The sequence below is a fragment of the Cognatiyoonia sp. IB215182 genome (genome assembly GCF_033963905.1).
Lineage (GTDB): Bacteria > Pseudomonadota > Alphaproteobacteria > Rhodobacterales > Rhodobacteraceae > Yoonia.
On record NZ_JAXBMB010000007.1, the window covers coordinates 162126 to 179239 of the forward strand.

General features: G+C 59.6%; 13 protein-coding genes and 1 tRNA gene. 5 read left to right on the forward strand and 9 right to left on the reverse strand.

Annotated elements, in window-relative coordinates:
• The 5 genes from SLH47_RS15850 to SLH47_RS15870 form a co-directional block, all read right to left on the reverse strand.
• On the reverse strand, nucleotides 1-471 hold the full coding sequence (locus SLH47_RS15850) for a DNA starvation/stationary phase protection protein (protein ID WP_320240622.1): 471 nt from the start codon (nucleotides 469-471) through the stop codon (nucleotides 1-3).
• Between the two features lie 151 nt (nucleotides 472-622).
• Nucleotides 623-2719 carry a S9 family peptidase gene (locus SLH47_RS15855; RefSeq protein WP_320240624.1) on the reverse strand — a complete coding sequence of 699 codons (2097 nt, stop codon included), beginning with the start codon at nucleotides 2717-2719 and terminating at the stop codon, nucleotides 623-625.
• A 28-nt stretch (nucleotides 2720-2747) separates the two neighbouring features.
• Nucleotides 2748-2833, reverse strand: a tRNA-Leu gene (locus tag SLH47_RS15860).
• A gap of 45 nt (nucleotides 2834-2878) precedes the next feature.
• Nucleotides 2879-3418 (reverse strand): hypothetical protein, encoded by a 540-nt coding sequence (locus tag SLH47_RS15865; protein WP_320240626.1) that lies wholly within the window; start codon nucleotides 3416-3418, stop codon nucleotides 2879-2881.
• 36 nt (nucleotides 3419-3454) lie between these two features.
• Nucleotides 3455-3928, reverse strand: a complete 474-nt coding sequence (locus SLH47_RS15870; RefSeq protein WP_320240628.1) for an Lrp/AsnC family transcriptional regulator — start codon at nucleotides 3926-3928, stop codon at nucleotides 3455-3457.
• Nucleotides 3929-4031: 103 nt separating this feature from the next.
• On the opposite strand from SLH47_RS15870, the gene putA reads away from it, so the two are divergent.
• Both putA and SLH47_RS15880 read left to right on the forward strand, forming a co-directional pair.
• The gene (putA, locus tag SLH47_RS15875) at nucleotides 4032-7505 is read left to right on the forward strand and encodes a bifunctional proline dehydrogenase/L-glutamate gamma-semialdehyde dehydrogenase PutA (protein ID WP_320240629.1); all 3474 of its coding nucleotides are present in this window, start codon (nucleotides 4032-4034) and stop codon (nucleotides 7503-7505) included.
• Nucleotides 7506-7537: 32 nt separating this feature from the next.
• A complete protein-coding gene (locus tag SLH47_RS15880; protein ID WP_320240631.1) occupies nucleotides 7538-8311 on the forward strand; it encodes a rhomboid family intramembrane serine protease in 774 nt (257 codons plus the stop codon).
• Here SLH47_RS15880 and SLH47_RS15885 read toward each other — a convergent pair.
• Complete coding sequence (locus SLH47_RS15885; RefSeq protein WP_320240633.1) at nucleotides 8277-9065, reverse strand: inositol monophosphatase family protein; 789 nt, start codon at nucleotides 9063-9065, stop codon at nucleotides 8277-8279. The two genes, SLH47_RS15880 and SLH47_RS15885, sit on opposite strands and share 35 nt — an antisense overlap.
• Before the next feature lie 173 nt (nucleotides 9066-9238).
• On the opposite strand from SLH47_RS15885, the gene SLH47_RS15890 reads away from it, so the two are divergent.
• Nucleotides 9239-11182, forward strand: coding sequence for a putative bifunctional diguanylate cyclase/phosphodiesterase (locus tag SLH47_RS15890; protein WP_320240635.1), 1944 nt, complete (start codon nucleotides 9239-9241; stop codon nucleotides 11180-11182).
• Here SLH47_RS15890 and SLH47_RS15895 read toward each other — a convergent pair.
• Nucleotides 11179-12084, reverse strand: coding sequence for a LysR family transcriptional regulator (locus SLH47_RS15895; protein WP_320240636.1), 906 nt, complete (start codon nucleotides 12082-12084; stop codon nucleotides 11179-11181). The genes SLH47_RS15890 and SLH47_RS15895 overlap by 4 nt on opposite strands.
• A gap of 91 nt (nucleotides 12085-12175) precedes the next feature.
• Here SLH47_RS15895 and metF point away from each other — a divergent pair, with 91 nt between their 5' ends.
• On the forward strand, nucleotides 12176-13042 hold the full coding sequence (metF, locus tag SLH47_RS15900; RefSeq protein WP_320240639.1) for a methylenetetrahydrofolate reductase [NAD(P)H]: 867 nt from the start codon (nucleotides 12176-12178) through the stop codon (nucleotides 13040-13042).
• 40 nt (nucleotides 13043-13082) lie between these two features.
• A complete protein-coding gene (locus SLH47_RS15905; protein ID WP_320240641.1) occupies nucleotides 13083-13568 on the forward strand; it encodes a PaaI family thioesterase in 486 nt (161 codons plus the stop codon).
• Here SLH47_RS15905 and SLH47_RS15910 read toward each other — a convergent pair.
• Nucleotides 13530-14597 (reverse strand): DUF2235 domain-containing protein, encoded by a 1068-nt coding sequence (locus tag SLH47_RS15910; RefSeq protein ID WP_320240989.1) that lies wholly within the window; start codon nucleotides 14595-14597, stop codon nucleotides 13530-13532. The two genes, SLH47_RS15905 and SLH47_RS15910, sit on opposite strands and share 39 nt — an antisense overlap.
• Nucleotides 14584-16884 carry a xanthine dehydrogenase family protein molybdopterin-binding subunit gene (locus SLH47_RS15915; RefSeq protein WP_320240643.1) on the reverse strand — a complete coding sequence of 767 codons (2301 nt, stop codon included), beginning with the start codon at nucleotides 16882-16884 and terminating at the stop codon, nucleotides 14584-14586. Before SLH47_RS15915 ends, SLH47_RS15910 begins: the two co-directional genes overlap by 14 nt.
• Nucleotides 16885-17114 lie beyond the last annotated feature (230 nt).

The window sequence follows — 17114 nt, forward strand, 5'->3', positions numbered from 1 at the left end:
TTAGCGCAGATGCGACCGTAGCATCCAGGCGAACTTTTCATGGGTCTGGCCGCGCGCGATGCACAAGTCTTCGGTCAGCGTATCGCCATGCGCGGCAGCCAACTCACCGCATCCCGCAAGCGTTGCCGCCAAAGTCTCTTGCGCGTCGATCATCGCCTTGATCATCTCTTTGTCGCTGGCGTGACCGTCATGTTCGGACACTTTGGAGCGTTTGAGCATGCCGGCCAGCATGCCCTCGGCATGGGCGTCCAGCGCCTTGATCCGTTCGGCCAGGTCATCCTGTGCGGTAAAGTGATCCTCATAAATCGTCTGGAACAATTCGTGCAGCGGGCCAAATGCCATGCCGGTGACATTCCAGTGGAAGTTTTGCGCCAGCATCGTTGTCACCGCCGTCTCGGCGACCGACTGGTTCAGCGCCTCGGCAATGGCCGTTCTGGCATCGGTGTTGAGTGCACTTGCTGTTTGGGTCATGTCCAAATCTCTCTGTCTTTCTGGTCTGGTGCTGGCTGGCTTCCGCTTGCTTGCCATGACAAGATAACGCTAGGTCAGCGCGGGACAAGAGAGCTTTTAGAATTATTCTAAAATAATACGCTTTGGCCAGCATTCCTGAGCGGCAAAGGCGTCAGGCGCGCCCCGCTGCCTTGAGTGCAAAGGCATATGAACGCGCGGAATCCTCCAGCATCGCAAACCGTCCGGATTTGCCGAAATGGCCAGATGACATGTTTGTTTTCAGCATCAGGATGTTGTCATCGGTCTTGGTCACCCGCAACTTGGCCACCCATTTCGCCGGCTCCCAATAGGTCACACGCGGGTCCGAGACACCGGCGGTGACCAGCATCGGCGGGTAGTCCTGTGCCGTGACATTGTCGTAAGGCGAATAGCCACGGATATCGTCGAAAGCCTCTTTGCTCTCAATCGGATTGCCCCATTGCGACCATTCACCGGGAGTTAGGGGCAAGGTCTCGTCCAGAATGGTGTTGAGCACATCGACGAAGGGCACATCTGCAATCACGCCAGCCAGCAGATCAGGGCGCATGTTGACCACGGCCCCCACCAGCAAACCACCAGCAGAGCCGCCCTGGATCACGATCTGCCCTGCACTTGTGTAACCGCCTTTGATCAGTGCTTCACCGGCGGCAATGAAATCGTGGAACGTGTTCACCTTCTTGCCGAATTTCGCGTCCTCATACCAGGCGCGGCCCTTTTCCTCGCCCCCGCGGATATGGGCGATGACGTAGACAAAGCCGCGATCCACCAGCGACAAGCGGTTGCCAGAGAACGAGGCAGGCATGCTCGCACCGTAGGAACCGTAGCCGTAAAGCAGGCAGGGGGCGGAGCCGTCGAGAGCAGTGTCTTTGTGATAAAGGATCGTCACCGGTACCTCGGCCCCGTCATGGGAGGGCGCGGTGATCCGACGGGTCACATAGTCGGCAGGGTCATGGCCCGATGGGATTTCGGTGGTTTTGCGCAAGGTGCGGCTTTCATCGCTCAGATCGAAATCAAAGATCTGCGCGGGCGTCGTCGGTGATGTATAGGTAAAGCGCAGCAGATCCGTTTCATATTCGGGGCTGGGCTGCAGGCCGAGGGCAAAGGCCTCTTCATCGAACGTGATCTCCTGCCCCTCCGCCAGAGGCGTACCGGTGCGGGCATAACAGATGCGCGGAAGGGCGTCCTGACGCTCCATCCAGATGGTCCAATCGGCATATGTCGCCACATCGATAACCATCCGACCGGCCTCATGAGGCAGTACATCGGTCCAGTTGGCGCGCGATGGGGCCGCGACCGGGGCGGTCATGATCTTGAAATCGAGCGCGTCATCGGCATTGGTCAGGATCAGAAACTGATCGCCCTGATGGTCGATCTGATACTCCATGCCCGTTGTGCGGGGTTCGATTACAGCGGGTGCGGTGTCCGGCGCGTCGGTCGGGATCACCCAGACCTCGGTCTCGTCATTCATGCCGGTATAGATCGCGATGAAGGCGCCAGAGCGCATGCGGGTTACGCTAACATAGTAGCGCTGGTCGGTCTCTTCGTAGACGAGTACGTCCTCAGCAGGATCACTGCCGAGACGATGACGGAAAACCTTGTTTGGCCGGTGGTTTTCGTCAACCCGGACATAGAAGAAGGTCTGGGCATCCGCCCATGCAATGGATCCCACATCCGGGATGGTCTGGTCGGCGTCCTGTCCTGTTTCGGTGTCGCGGAAACGCAGCGTGTAGTATTCCGCGCCGCTTGTATCGGCGCTCCACGCCAGGACGTCGTGATCGAGTGAAACCGCCGTGCCGCCAAGCACGAAATAGTCATGGGCTGCAGCCTCTCTATTCACGTCAAGCAAGATATCCTCGTCCCCGCCATCGCGGGGCGTACGGACGATCAACGGATGCTCGGCCCCTTCGGTGTAACGGCGGGCGTAGGCAAAGGGGCCGTCTTTCATCGGCACGCTACTGTCGTCTTCCTTGATGCGTCCGCGCATCTCGGCCACGAGTGTCTCTTGCAGGTCTTCGGTACCGGCCATCGCCCGTGCGTAGTAGGCGTTCTCGGCCTCCAGATACGCTTTGATATCGTTAGGCAGCAGGTCCGGTTCGCGCATCGCCTCCTGCCAGTTATCGGCGCGCAGCCACGCGTAATCGTCGTGCAGGGTCACGCCGTGGAATGCGGCTGTGGTCGGGCGTTTTTCGGCCATCGGCGCATCGGGCAAGGCTGGAAAACGGGATGTCATGTCAGGCTCCAATACGCTTGTTCTGGGGTGGTACCCGCGGCCGGACTCGAACCGGCACGGCCTTTCGGCCAAGAGATTTTAAGTCTCCGATGTCTACCATTCCACCACGCGGGCACGCGGGTATTCCTATGCCGTGGAACGCGCGGCGGCAAGCGGTGATCAGATGTCTTCGCCGGGTAGATCGATTAATAGCGCCCGCTCACCCAGCCAGGGGTTCAGGGCAAGTGCTTCGCGCAGGGCAACCTGCGCGTCGTCCTGCCGGCCAAGTCCCATCAGCGTAAGCGCCTTGCCGGACAGCGCGCCGATATGGCGGGGGTTGATTTCAAGCGTGCGGTCAAGGTCCACCAGTGCCGCCGCGAAGTCCTGCCGCAGATAGCTGGCAAAGGCGCGCTGGTTGTAGCCTTCGGCGTAGTCGGGGCAGTATTCGACCAGCTCGTCCAGCACATCTCGTGCGCCCAGAAAATCAAATCCGGCACGCCGCTGCATACCCTCATCAAGCAGGTCCTGGGCCCGCGCATCCGGGGCATTGGTCCAGATTTCCCAAAGCTGTGCATTGAGCGGCTGCGCCTCGGCCTCACTTTGTGATCGGGCGAGTTCGGCATAGATGCCCGCCAATTCATCGGACCGGTCCGCGACGGGTGGGCAGATTTCCGCGAGGGCGGCGGGGGCAGTGAAGAGCAGCGCGATAAACCATTTCATGGCCTTCAAACTGCGCCTTGCTGCGGATTGGTCAAGCTAAAGCGGCGCCAACCCCTCCTCCTTGACCGTCTGCATCGCAACATACGTGGAGGTATTTGCCACATTCGGCAGGGTCGAGATTCTCTCGGCCAGCACCGCGCGATAGCCGGGCATGCCCGCCGTGCGGACCTTCAACAGATAGTCGAACGCGCCCGCGATCAGGTGACACTGCTCAACCTCCGGCACTTGTATCACCGCCTTGTTGAACGCCGCCAAAGCGGCCTCGCGCGTGTCGGTCAGCTTCACCTCAACAAAGGCCACGTGATCGCGCCCCAGCCGGATCGGGTCGAACAATGCGGTATAGCCCTGGATGATCCCCTGATCCTCCAGCCGTTTCAGCCGCGCCTGTGTGGGCGATTTTGACAGGCCGATCCGGCGGGCAAGTTCGGTGACGCTGATCCGGCCTTCAACGGCCATGATGTCGAGAATCTTGCGGTCAAAGCCATCAATCTGACGATCCATTTCGCCCATGTACACCTCCAATTTCAGGCATATTCCTCTCCCATGGACGGCATAGCAGTCAAAATGCCTGCGAACAATCCGCTATTCTGGGAGAAAGTGAAAGGAGCCGCCAATGCCTCGCGATGACACCAGCGACCTGCGCGCCCAGATCGATGCCGCCACCTATGCCGACGAAATGGCGGTGGTGCAGGACCTCGTCACGGCGGCCAATCTGTCTCAGGCGGATCGCGCTCGAATCCATGCCCGCGCAACCGATCTCGTCCGCGATATCCGCGCCAGCGCCGATCCCGGGCTGATGGAGGTGTTTCTGGCGGAATATGGCCTCTCCACCGATGAAGGCATCGCGCTGATGTGCCTGGCCGAGGCGCTTTTGCGCGTGCCGGATGCGGACACAATCGACGCGCTCATCGAGGACAAGATCGCGCCGTCGAACTGGGGCAAGCATCTGGGGCATTCGGCGTCTTCGCTGGTCAATGCCTCGACTTGGGCGCTGATGCTGACGGGCCGCGTGCTGGCCGATGACCAACCGGGCGTCACCGGCGCGTTACGGGGCGCGATCAAGCGATTGGGCGAACCGGTGATCCGTGCGGCGGTGGCGCGCGCCATGCGCGAAATGGGCCGCCAGTTTGTGCTGGGTGAGGACATTCACAAGGCCATGAAACGCGCAGAGGGGATGCAGGCGAAGGGCTTTACGTACAGCTATGATATGCTGGGTGAGGCGGCGCGGACGGATGCCGATGCGCGCGGCTATCATCTGGCCTATTCCCGCGCGATCAGCGTGATTGCGGATCACTGCGTTCATGACAGCGTGGCGGAGAACCCCGGTATCTCGGTCAAGCTCTCTGCCCTGCATCCAAGGTATGAAGTGGCCCAGAAGGCGCGCGTGATGGCGGAATTGGTGCCCCGCCTGCGCGCGCTGGCGATGCTCGCGAAATCGGCGGGGATGGGGTTCAACGTCGATGCGGAAGAGGCGGATAGGCTATCGCTGTCGCTGGACGTGATCGCGGCGGTACTGGCCGAGCCTGCCTTGGCCGGGTGGGACGGATTTGGCGTGGTCGTGCAGGCTTATGGGCAGCGGGCGGCGCTTGTGATCGACTATCTGCATGATCTCGCCACGCGGTTGGACCGCAAGATCATGGTGCGGCTAGTCAAGGGCGCCTACTGGGATGCCGAGATAAAGCGCGCGCAGGTCGAAGGCATCGATGGCTTTCCTGTTTTCACGGCCAAGCCGCATACCGATATCAGTTACATCGCCAACGCGCGCAAGCTGCTTGGGATGACAGATCGGATTTACCCGCAATTCGCCACCCATAATGCCCATACGGTTGCCGCTATTCTCGACTTAGCCGGGCAGATGGGTCGCGCACCCGCCGATTATGAATTCCAGCGTCTGCATGGGATGGGTGAGGTGCTGCATACGCTGGTGCTACAATCCGAGCAGACCCATTGCCGGATCTATGCCCCCGTAGGCGCACATGAGGATTTGCTGGCCTACCTGGTGCGGCGGCTTCTGGAAAACGGCGCGAATTCGAGCTTCGTCAACCAGATTGTCGATGCGGATGTCCCACCTGAGATAGTCGCAGCTTGCCCCTTCGACGCGTTAAGCGGGGCACAACAGCTGACCAATGGTCCGGATCTTTTCGCCCCCGCAAGGCGGAATTCAAAGGGCTGGGACCTGACACGCTCCCCCACCCTGCAACAGATCGAAGAGGGCCGCAGACCCTTCGCAACGGCCACATTCAGCGCGCACCCGCTCCCTTCATCTTGGCCAAAAAACTCCCGCCGGAGGCTCCCGCCGCCAACACCCATCACCAACCCTGCCAATCCGGATGACACGGTCGGGCATGTCCAAGAGGCCACGCAAGACGATATCGCCCACGCCCTGAAGCACGCACAACCATGGCAGGCAAACGCCTCCGAACGCGCCAAAATCCTCAACGCCGCGGCAGATACCTATGAGGCGCATGCCAATGAACTCTTTGCCATTCTCGCCCGCGAGGCGGGCAAGGCCGTGCCCGATGTGGTTGCCGAATTGCGCGAAGCGGTTGATTTTCTGCGGTACTACGCCACGCAGGCCACGCCAGAGCAGCGCCCGCGTGGCGTCTGGACCTGTATCAGCCCGTGGAATTTTCCGCTGGCGATCTTTACCGGACAAAGCGCGGCAGCATTGGCGGCCGGTAACGCCGTTTTGGCGAAACCGGCCGAGCAGACCCCATTGATCGCGACCCGCGCGGTGGAATTGATGCACTGCGCCGGTGTGCCGGTCACGGCGCTGCAGCTTTTGCCCGGCGGCGGAGACGTCGGCGCGGCGCTCACCGCCGACCCGCGCATCAACGGCGTGGCCTTCACCGGCTCAACTGCCACTGCGCTGAAAATCCGCGCCAATATGGCCCGGCATTGCACGCCCGGTACACCGCTGATCGCCGAAACCGGCGGGCTGAACGCGATGATCGTCGACAGCACCGCCCTGCCCGAACATGCGGTGCGCGATATCATCAATGGGGCCTTCCGCTCTGCGGGGCAGCGCTGTTCGGCTTTGCGTTGCCTGTATGTGCAGGAGGATATTGCTGAAAATCTCTTGGAGATGCTGAAAGGCGCGATGGATGAATTGGCCGTCGGCGACCCTTGGCACCTCTCCACCGATCTGGGGCCGGTCATTGACGCCGCAGCCCATAAGACAATCGCCGATCACATTGCAGAGGCCCGTGCAGACGGGCGGATCATTCATCAGATCACCGCACCGCCAACGGGCCATTTCATCCCGCCAACGGCCATTCGCGTAGGCAGTATCGCCAACATGACGCGTGAGATCTTTGGCCCCGTCCTGCATGTGGCGACGTTCAAAGGCGATGCGCTGGATCAGGTCATCGCCGAGATCAATGCCACAGGCTACGGGCTGACTTTCGGGCTGCATACGCGGATTGATGACCGGGTCCAGACGATTGTGGAGCGTGTGGATGCGGGCAATGTCTACGTTAACCGCGACCAAATTGGCGCTGTTGTGGGCAGTCAACCCTTTGGCGGCGAAGGGCTTTCGGGGACCGGCCCCAAAGCCGGTGGCCCGCATTATCTGCCGCGCTTTACCGCAAATCCAGCGCCTGCCGCTTCCGGCCATTGGGCGGGAGGTGCCAACCTGAAGGCATTGCAGAAACGGCTGGAGAATGCCCCTTCACCGCCCCCACTGCCGTCAACCGATCTGCCCGGACCAACGGGTGAGTCCAACCGGCATAGCTTACATCCGCGCGGCCCGATCCTATGCATGGGACCCGGCGCTCAGGCCGCACAAGATCAGGTGAAGGCTGTCGCGACCCTTGGCGGTGTCGGTATCAGCACGGAGGGGGATTTGCCCCCTGAACACCTTACAGAACTTACCCCCCTCGCCGGTATCCTGTGGTGGGGTGATGAGGAAACGGCGCGCGCCATCGAAACCGCGCTCAGCCAGCGCGCGGGGCCGATTATCCCCTTGATCACGGGCCTGCCTGACACGGCGCATGTCATGCTGGAACGGCATGTCTGCATCGACACGACCGCGGCAGGCGGCAATGCGGCCCTGCTGGCCGAGGTTGCAGGTGCCACAATGGCTTGACCGCTGCCCCGACATACACGACGGTCGCGCCCATGTTTCCGATCCGAGATCATAACCCGTCTGAACGCGTGCCTTATGTGACGCTGGCGTTGATTGCGATCAACGTCATTGTCTTTCTGTCCGAAATGGCGCTGGTCCAGACCGAAAGGCAGCTTGCGCAATACTATTTCGACTATGCCCTCATCCCCGCGCGACTGGCGGAGGGCGAGAATTATGCCGCGCTTGTGACGTCGGTTTTTTTGCATGGCGGGTTCATGCATCTGGCCGGTAACATGCTGTTTTTATGGATTTTCGGCGATAACATGGAAGACGAGATGGGGCATGTCCCTTTCCTCATCTTCTATCTGGCCTGTGGTGTGCTGGCGAGCCTTGCACAATTCGCCGCAGAGCCCACTTCCGTCATCCCCATGGTCGGCGCATCGGGCGCGATTGCAGGGGTGATGGGCGGGTACCTGCTGCTGTTTCCCAAGGCGCGAGTGGATATCTTTATCTTTTTCATCGTGTTCTTCCGCATCTTCCCGATCCCGGCCTGGATCATGCTGGGCCTGTGGTTTGGCCTGCAATTGCTGAACGGTGTGACGGCCGATATCTCAGGCGGTGGCGTGGCCTATTGGGCGCATGCGGGCGGGTTCGTCATCGGGCTGATTGGCACGTTGCCTTTGTGGCTGCGATTGGGCGGCCCTCAGTTTTGGACCCGCACCGAAGGGCATCCGCCCCACCCCGAAGCGACCTATGGCCGCAGCAGCATTCCAACAGTACAGCGCAGCGGCTCTAAGCGTCGCGGATCACCTTGGCAAAGGCGTTAAAAATCGGCTCATTCGCGCAGATGATCGAGCCGGTTTCCATCATGTCAGTATCGAGGTCGAGCGCCTCAACAATACCGCCCGCTTCGCGGACGATGATGATGCCGGCTGCAATGTCCCAGGCATTCAGGCTGCGTTCCCAAAAACCGTCATAGCGGCCCGCAGCGACATAGGCCAAATCGAGCGCTGCCGCGCCGAACCGACGTACGCCCGCGGTTGCAGGCAAAAGCCGAGCAAGGTCCTGTAGCGCGTCAGGCAGATGCGCCATACCCGCAAAGGGCAGACCGGTTGCAAAGATGCTTTCGATCATCCGGTGCCGGGCCGAGACGCGCAGGCGGCTTTCGTTCATCCAGGCACCGCCCCCTTTTTCCGCATAGAACATCTCGTCTTTCACTGGGTCATAGATCACGCCCGCAACGATCTGGCCCTTATGCTCCAACGCGATCGAGACCGCCCAATGGGGAAGCCCATGCAGGAAATTCGTGGTGCCATCGAGCGGATCAACGATCCAGCGGCGCGTCGGGTCATCGCCTTCAATTTCCGCGCCTTCTTCGCCCAGAAACCCGTAAGACGGACGGGCATGCAGCAGGTCTTTGCGGATCATCGCCTCTGCCGCCTTATCAGCGCGGCTGACAAAATCACCCGGTCCTTTGGCGCTGACCTGCAGGTTCTCAACCTCGCCAAAATCCTTGACCAGCGCCCGGCCTGCCTTGCGCGCGGTTTTCATCATCACGTTCAGATTAGCACTGCCAGCCATTTTGGGGGTCTCCGTATCGGGATCAGAGGCGGCGTATAGGGGGAAGAGCGCGTTGGAACAAGGGGGTAACTGCACCTTAACCAACACCTCCGGACTATTCCCGGCTTAACGAGTTGTTGGTGTGATTTCGTCATAAGCAGCGCAGGAGGCTAAACGGCTGAATGCGTCGCCATATGATTGATCATTTTCTGCACCAGACGCAGATCGCGGGCCACATTTCGGGCCGCGATATCGCGAAGCGTGTGGCGACGGCTGGGCTGATCACGGGTATCTGCATCTTTGCGGGATTCACGACGCAGGCGATGGCCGCCATGGCCTGCATCATCGCCCTGGAAATCATCGCGTATCCCTTGAACAAGCGCGCGAGTGAATTCGACAAACAGCTCAGCCTGTCTACCGCTGTCGCCGTCTTCGCCGTCAATTGGGCGGCGATGCTGCCATTCCTGTCCTTCTCACTCATTTTGTCGCAAAGCGATGCCACACCCCTTATCATTTGTGGCTATGTCTGGATATTTGGCATCTTCGTGCATGTCACCAATACGTTCGGATTGCTCCCGTTCTATAACTGGAGCCAGATGATCCCCGCATTTGCGACGATTTTTGTGATGCTGTGGATCAAATCGGAAAGCCCTTCTCATGCGGCAACGCAGATGGAATGGCTCATCGCAGCGGCAACATTCGTCGTCTACATCGTCAATACGTCCGACACGATGAACCGGCAAAACGACACGCATCAGGCATTGAAGCGTGCACGTGAAGAGGCAAATGCAAGACTATTGGAGTTAGAACGATTGTCGCGACACGACCCGCTAACGGGTCTGATGAACAGGCGCGCCTTTGACGAACAGGTGGAAAGCCTGATGCGCCAGCATGCAAATCGCCTTGGCGTGACCGTCTTTCTTCTGGATTTGGATGGTTTCAAACCGATCAACGACAGCTACAGCCACACCGCTGGTGACGCGGTCTTGTGTGAAGTCGCAAAGCGATTGCAGGGCTTGGCGAACAAGGATGCACAGGTGGCACGGCTGGGCGGAGACGAGTTTGCGATTGTGACCACCGATATCACATCCAGCAAAAAGGCAAATGCATTTGCGAAACGGATCATCGCCGCAATTGAAGAGCCGATACCGTTCGAACAGAAAAAACTGCAAGTCGGCGTCAGCCTTGGCATTGCAAGGCAGGGGCATGATGCGCCAACGCTGGCCGCGCTGATGTCGGGCGCGGATCAAGCGATGTATCTGGCCAAAAACGACCCTGATAAACGGATGATGATCTTTGACAAAAGCGCGTTCCCCGTGCGTGCCAGTCTGGAAGATCGCAACATCCTGTCAAATGCAATGCGGCGGGGCGAGATTGTGCCTTACTACCAGCCCAAGGTGTCACTCGATACAAATCGGATCATCGGGTTTGAGGCACTTTCCCGATGGGAACATCCGACCCGGGGCATCTTGCCGCCTGCAGAATTCCTTCCACAAATCAATGAGTTGGGCTTGCAGGGCGAGTTCATGATCCACACGGCGGAGCGCGTGCTTGAAGACATTCAACGATGGACGTCCGAAGGTCTGGACCCTGGCCAGATTTCCGTCAATGTTGCCGAAGTCACGCTGGCCACTTTATCGGGGCATAACGACCTTTTGGCGATGATCGATCGCTATCCGCATCTGCGCCAACACCTGACGTTCGAGATTACCGAGGACATCTTCATCGCCCGATCAAGCGACGTGATCCAAAAGTCGATCACAAACTTTCGCTGGTCCGGCGTTCGGATATCGCTGGATGATTTCGGCACTGGTTTTGCCTCTTTTCAGCACCTCAAGGACCTCGATTTTGATGAGCTGAAGCTCGATACCGGCTTTATTCGTGACCTTGGCATCGACCCGGCAGCGCATGTTCTCGTGCAGGGCCTCTTGAGCATGGGAAAAGGTCTTGGCGTGCAAGTCGTGGCCGAAGGTGTCGAAACATCTGAGCAGCGCGAAACGCTGCGCAAAATGGGATGCCATGTCGTCCAAGGCTATCTATACGGCGCAGCGATCCCGGCATCCGAGGTGATGATCCGGCTTGAGGCGGAGGGGTACAACTTCGTCATGCGAAACCCAAACCGCAACGATGTGGCTTAGGCACGCTGCAGCTTCACCGCCTCTTGCCGCGCGAGCCGGATGAGATGCGCCATATAAGGCAAGGTCGTATCATCCGCCCGAGTGGCTGCGTAAAGGCGGCGGGTCATGCCACCTTTTGTAAGCGGTCGGGTGACGTAATCCGAATTGTAGCGCACCTGCCGGACCACCCAATCGGGCAAGACTGCAACGCCGCGGTTTGACGCAACGAGGAGCAAGATGACGGCCGTTAGCTCGACCTGCCGAATGGCCGCTGGCTCCACCTTTGCCGGGATCAAAAGCTGCGAAAACACATCCAGCCGTGCACGCTCCACCGGATATGTGATCAGCGTCTGATCGAGAAAATCCTCCGCTTCGATCGCCTCTTTCTGCGCAAGCGGATGCTGGGCCGCGGCGACAAAGACAGGCTCATAATCAAAAAGCGGGGTGAAGTCGGTTTCCGGCAAATCCTCAGGATCTGAAGAAACGACGAGATCCACCTCTTCCTTGTGCAATGCTGGTAGCGCGTCAAAGGCGAGACCGGGCCGAATGTCGACATCGACATCGGGCCAGGTCTTACGGAATTGCTCCAACACCGGAAACAGCCACTCAAAACAGGCGTGGCACTCAATCGCGATATGCAGCCGCCCTGCACTGCCTGCGACGATACCCGAAAACTCTGCCTCAAGCGAGGCGACGCGCGGCAGGATCTCTTCGGCCGCAGCCAGCATCTTCATCCCCGCAGCCGAGAGTTTCAGCGGTTTCGAACGCCTGACGAACAGCTCCACACCCGCCTGATCTTCGATCCCCTTGATCTGATGGGACAGCGCGGATTGCGTGATATTGAGACTGTCTGCCGCACGCGCCAGCCCACCGGTGTCATGAATGGCCTTGATCGTACGCAGATGGCGGAACTCTATATGCATTGTGAGCGGTCCTCATGACCTTCGTGAAGTTTATGAAGTTGCCTCAAGTATCTAAGGCTGTCACACAGCAGAGGCAAGCAAGAGGTGCCCCATGCCGACCCCATCCGTCTCGTTCGAATTTTTTCCACCCCAGTCATTGGAGGGATCATTTCGGTTGTGGGATTGCGTGAACACGCTCGCCCCGCTTGAGCCCAACTTTGTTTCGGTTACTTACGGTGCTGGCGGCGCCACTCGCAAACTGACCCATGAAGCCGTCAGCACCATTCACAAAACCAGCGGGCTAAACGTGGCCGCGCATTTGACTTGCGTAGACGCCACAAAGGCCGAGACGCTGGCCATCGCGCAAAGCTATGCGGATGCGGGCGTGCGCGACATTGTGGCCCTGCGCGGTGATGCACCGCAGGGAACCGCGAAGTTTACGCCTCATCCTGAAGGTTTCGCCAGCTCTGTGGACCTCATTGCCGCCTTAGCAGATACCGGGCGGTTCAACATCCGCGTCGGTGCGTACCCTGAAAAACACCCCGAAGCAGCCGATCAGGCGGCGGACATTGCGTTTCTCAAGCGCAAGATTGATGCGGGTGCCTCTGCGGCGATCACCCAGTTTTTCTTTGAGGCCGAGACCTTCTTTCGCTTTCGCGATGCCTGCGTGAAAGCGGGCATTGACGCCCCCATCATCCCCGGCATCCTGCCCATCGAAAACTGGACCGGCACGCAGAAATTCGCGGCGAAATGCGGCACGCATATCCCGCAGGTGATCTGCGATGGTTTTGCCCACGCGACGCGTGACGGCACGACAGAGCTGCTCGCGACCGCAATCGCGACAGAGCTTTGCGATGATCTGATCACGGGCGGGGTTGAGCATTTGCATTTCTATACGCTGAACCGGCCCGAGCTGACGCGCGATGTGTGCCATGCCCTTGGCGTAACACCAAAAGTGCGGTTGCAAAACGTCGCCTGACGGGCGAGCCTCCGGCGGAAATCACGCCCGGAGAAAGCCGATGTTCGCCGCCCAATCGCTCGCAGAACTGCCAGATCAGGATGCGATCCTGTCCATGTCGGGCCTTGAATTCATGCAAGGCATTCTGGCGGGGAAAATCGCGCGCCCACCGATTTCCGCCTTGCTGCACTATGAGCTCGACAGTGTGGAAAAGGGCAAGGTCAGCTTTCGCGGCACGCCGACTTTCGACCACACCAACCCGATGGGCGGCGTGCATGGCGGCTGGTACGGCACGCTGTTGGACAGTTGCATGGCTTGCGCGGTGATGACGATGGTGCCGAAAGGGTCGGTTTACACGACGCTGGAATACAAGGTGAACCTGACCCGCGCGATCCCACTGGATACCGAGATTATCGCAACCGGTGTGATCGACCATGCCGGACGGTCCACCGGTATCTCACATGGCGAGATACGTGGTGCCGCCGACGGCAAGCTTTATGCAACCGGATCAACCACTTGTCTGATTATGCAGATCAAGAGGGACTGAAGGCGCCTTTCCCGCCTCCACGACACTTGGATGGATGCTTTCGGACATATCGCGCCCGATCAGGCGTTTGCGGCGCGACAGAAAGATTTTTGACCACCCGATCCAGTTCCCAACCGACCGGGCATTCGGGTCGCATGGAAACCTCCCCCGCCACCCGTCGGGCAACGGGACCTGACACATTTCCAGCCTTTCCAGCATCCAGACCAGCGGAATATTCGCGAGCGGCCGTGCCGCCGGGCGCAGTTCGACCTGCCCGCCCACATCGCCATGATTGCCGCGAAACCAGACCTGCTCCATATTGCCCTGCCAGCCGGGCGGGCAGGACCACATCACCGGCGCATAAGCCTCGCGCCGCTCGTCCATGGCGAGCGCATGAAACCCATTGCGGATATGGCCGCCCAGGGCATGGTTGTGAAAGTCATGCGTCGCCTGCGCCCAGCGCCAGATGATGGGCAGGCGCAACCCCAGTGCTTTGACCGTGTCCCAGACCGCCACCGCCTCGACCTGCACGTCCGGGTGGCAATAATGGTCGCGAAAATCCTGCGCGATGGGACTGCGCGCGCCAGTGCGATAGTGGCGGTAGGCCTGCCGGACGGCGCGGACCGTCGCACAATCAGCCTTGACCAGACCCACGAGATCAATGACCCCCGCCAAGGACCGGACCGCGTAGGCCCCGCGCGAATAGCCGATCAGAATGATGTCATCGCCGGGCCGATAGCGGGACGCGACAACACCATAAGCACGCTCAATCTGTCGGTTGATGCCCTTGCCGGTCATCACGCCCCATGTGCCGCGCCAGTCACGCCATTGGATACCCGCCTCGTAGTAAACCGTCAGGTTGGCGCTTTGGCTGACTTCGCGGAGGAGCTTGAATGTCAGACCAGCATTGGTCTCGGCCCCCGGTTCCAGCGAAGACATCGTGCCATCCAGAATGACCACATGTATGGCCTTTCCGCGCCCGCGGACGCCGCCTTCTTCGGTCCGCGCACGGCGCCCGAAGAGGCCAAAGAACCAGTCACGCAGCTGCACTGTCATCCTTGGCGGCCTGAATGGCCTGCCAGATCCGGTGCGGCGTGAACGGCATATCGACTTGCCGCACGCCAATCTCCCACAGCGCGTCAATCACGGCATTGCTGACAGCGGCAAGCGCGCCGACCGTGCCCGCCTCACCGCAACCTTTCATCCCCATAGGATTGTAAAGCGATGGGGTGCATTCCGTCGAAAAACCAATCATGGGTATATCATCGGCACGCGGCATGCCGTAGTCCATAAACGTTGCGGTGAGAAGTTGTCCGTCTTCATCAAACACCACGCGTTCCGTCAGTGCCTGACCGATCCCTTGCGCCACACCGCCATGTATCTGCCCCTCAACCAGCATCGGATTGATCAGATTGCCGAAATCGTCCACGACCGTGTAGCGGTCAACGGTGACAACGCCGGTTTCGGGATCAATCTCAACCTCGGCCACATGGGCACCATTGGGAAAGCTGCGATTATCCAGCTTGATCCGCGCGGAATGCGTCAGAAGATCATCGCGTCCGGCCTCGCGCGCCATCTCTGCCGCCTCAAGCATCGTGGGGCTCAGGTTTGAATTGGCGATGCGAAAGCGTTCGTCGTCAAAGCTGACATCCTGAGAGTCGACACCTTCCGCATCAGCAAGAAATGTAGAGAAGGAGGTGACCATCTTTTCGACCGTCGCAAGGGTGGCGGTATTTTGCACCGTGACCGAGCGGGAGCCGCCTGTGCCCCCACCAACGGCAATGCGGTCGCTGTCGCCCTGGATAACCGAAATTTTTTCGGCGGGGATACCGGTCTGATCACTCAGGAACTGGGCATAAACAGTCTCGTGCCCCTGCCCGTTGGATTGCGTGCCCACATAGATCACCGCACTATCGCCTGCGAACTCAACTGTCGTCGTCTCGGCGGGGTCGCCCAGAATGCTTTCGATATAGTAGCAAAGCCCCTGCCCGCGCAGCCGCCCCGCCGCCTCTGACTTGGCCTTGCGCGCAGCAAAGCCCTCACGATCCGCCTCGCGCGCGGCAGAATTCAGGACCTGCATGAAATCGCCCACATCATAGGTCACACCGCTGACCGTGGTGTAAGGAAACTGCGCTGGCGCGATAAAGTTCTTTTCCCGCAACATCCAAGGGTCTACCTCTAACTGGCGGGCAGCCTCGTCCATGATGCGCTCTAACACAAAGATCGCCTCTGGCCGCCCGGCCCCACGGTAGGCATCAACTGGTGTTGTATTGGTAAAGATACCGCGTGTGCGCATATAGGCCGTCTGCACATCGTAGGTGCCCATCAGGACCTTGGCGAAAAGATCGGTCTGTATGGCCTGGGCGAATTGGGAGTTGTACGCGCCCATATTCGCAATCGTATCAACGTGATAGGCGGTGATGCGATAGTTAGCGTCAAAGGCAAGTGTTGCCGTCGTCGTCAGGTCGCGGCCTGCATTGTCCGACAGCATGGCCTCGGTCCGTTCAGACATCCAGCGCACGGGCCGGTCCAGAACGCGGGCGGCATGCGCGACGCAGAACGGCTCGGCATAGCGCATCGCCTTCATCCCAAAACCGCCGCCAACATCGGGGTTTGTGACGCGTATCTGATCCTCTGGCAGATCGAAATGCCGGGCCAGATCGCTTTTGGTGCCCCAAACGCCCTGCCCGTTGAAGGCCACGTGCAGCCGTCCGTCTGTCATTTCCGCGTAACAGCCGCGCGGCTCCATCGCGTTGACGATGATGCGGTTATCGAAAACTTCGGCAGTGACGACATGGGCGGCATTGGCAATCGCGGCCTGCGCAGCATCCGCATCGCCCATGGCCCAATCAAAGGCGAGGTTGTCAGGCGCCTCTGGATGGATCGCGTCACCACCAATGGCGAGGTCGACATGGACCGGCAAATCGTCGATCTCAAGCATCACGACCTCGGCTGCATCCTTGGCCTGTTCCGGGGTCTCGGCCACGATCATCACCACAGCCTCGCCCACATGCCGCACGCGGGCCTGCGCGAGGATGGGACGCATTGGTGCTGCCCCTTTGGAGCCATCGCGGTTTGTCACTGTCACGCCCGCCATACCTAACCGGACGCCAGCGGCCACAAGATCATCTGCCGTTGCCACAAGATGCACGCCGGGCATGTCTTTCGCTTCGGTGATGTCGAGTTCAGTGATCTCGCCATGCGCGACGGAGGCGCGCAGGAAGTAAGCGCAAAGCGCACCTTCGGGCGCGATATCATCGACATAGCGACCATGACCGGTGAGAAACCGCAGATCCTCAACCCGTTTGACGGACTGACTTTTGCCGAACTTTTCCATAGCACCCTCTTACGTCGCTGCGAGGCAGACCCTAGCGGGCAGGCGCGTCAAGTCCAGCATCATCGTGCCCCTGTCGCACGCAGGTCTGAAAAACCAGGCACAGCCCCCTATAAAATGATGCGCAGCAGACAAACGGATCAAGTAAATTCATATATTTTTCAGTAATTTATAAAATAATTGGATCTTTTTTTCGAGATGTCTGGAATAAACCATCGACTGCCTGCGTAGAC

What these genes read in the sequence shown, in the direction of transcription:
- SLH47_RS15865 (WP_320240626.1), bottom strand. Translation starts at nt 3,418, where the DNA reads ATGAAATGGTTTATCGCGCTGCTCTTCACTGCCCCCGCCGCCCTCGCG.
- SLH47_RS15855 (WP_320240624.1), bottom strand. Translation starts at nt 2,719, where the DNA reads ATGACATCCCGTTTTCCAGCCTTGCCCGATGCGCCGATGGCCGAAAAA.
- SLH47_RS15870 (WP_320240628.1), bottom strand. Translation starts at nt 3,928, where the DNA reads ATGGGCGAAATGGATCGTCAGATTGATGGCTTTGACCGCAAGATTCTC.
- SLH47_RS15905 (WP_320240641.1), top strand. Translation starts at nt 13,083, where the DNA reads ATGTTCGCCGCCCAATCGCTCGCAGAACTGCCAGATCAGGATGCGATC.
- metF (WP_320240639.1), top strand. Translation starts at nt 12,176, where the DNA reads ATGCCGACCCCATCCGTCTCGTTCGAATTTTTTCCACCCCAGTCATTG.
- putA (WP_320240629.1), top strand. Translation starts at nt 4,032, where the DNA reads ATGCCTCGCGATGACACCAGCGACCTGCGCGCCCAGATCGATGCCGCC.
- SLH47_RS15890 (WP_320240635.1), top strand. Translation starts at nt 9,239, where the DNA reads ATGATTGATCATTTTCTGCACCAGACGCAGATCGCGGGCCACATTTCG.
- SLH47_RS15880 (WP_320240631.1), top strand. Translation starts at nt 7,538, where the DNA reads ATGTTTCCGATCCGAGATCATAACCCGTCTGAACGCGTGCCTTATGTG.
- SLH47_RS15895 (WP_320240636.1), bottom strand. Translation starts at nt 12,084, where the DNA reads ATGCATATAGAGTTCCGCCATCTGCGTACGATCAAGGCCATTCATGAC.
- SLH47_RS15915 (WP_320240643.1), bottom strand. Translation starts at nt 16,884, where the DNA reads ATGGAAAAGTTCGGCAAAAGTCAGTCCGTCAAACGGGTTGAGGATCTG.
- SLH47_RS15885 (WP_320240633.1), bottom strand. Translation starts at nt 9,065, where the DNA reads ATGGCTGGCAGTGCTAATCTGAACGTGATGATGAAAACCGCGCGCAAG.
- SLH47_RS15850 (WP_320240622.1), bottom strand. Translation starts at nt 471, where the DNA reads ATGACCCAAACAGCAAGTGCACTCAACACCGATGCCAGAACGGCCATT.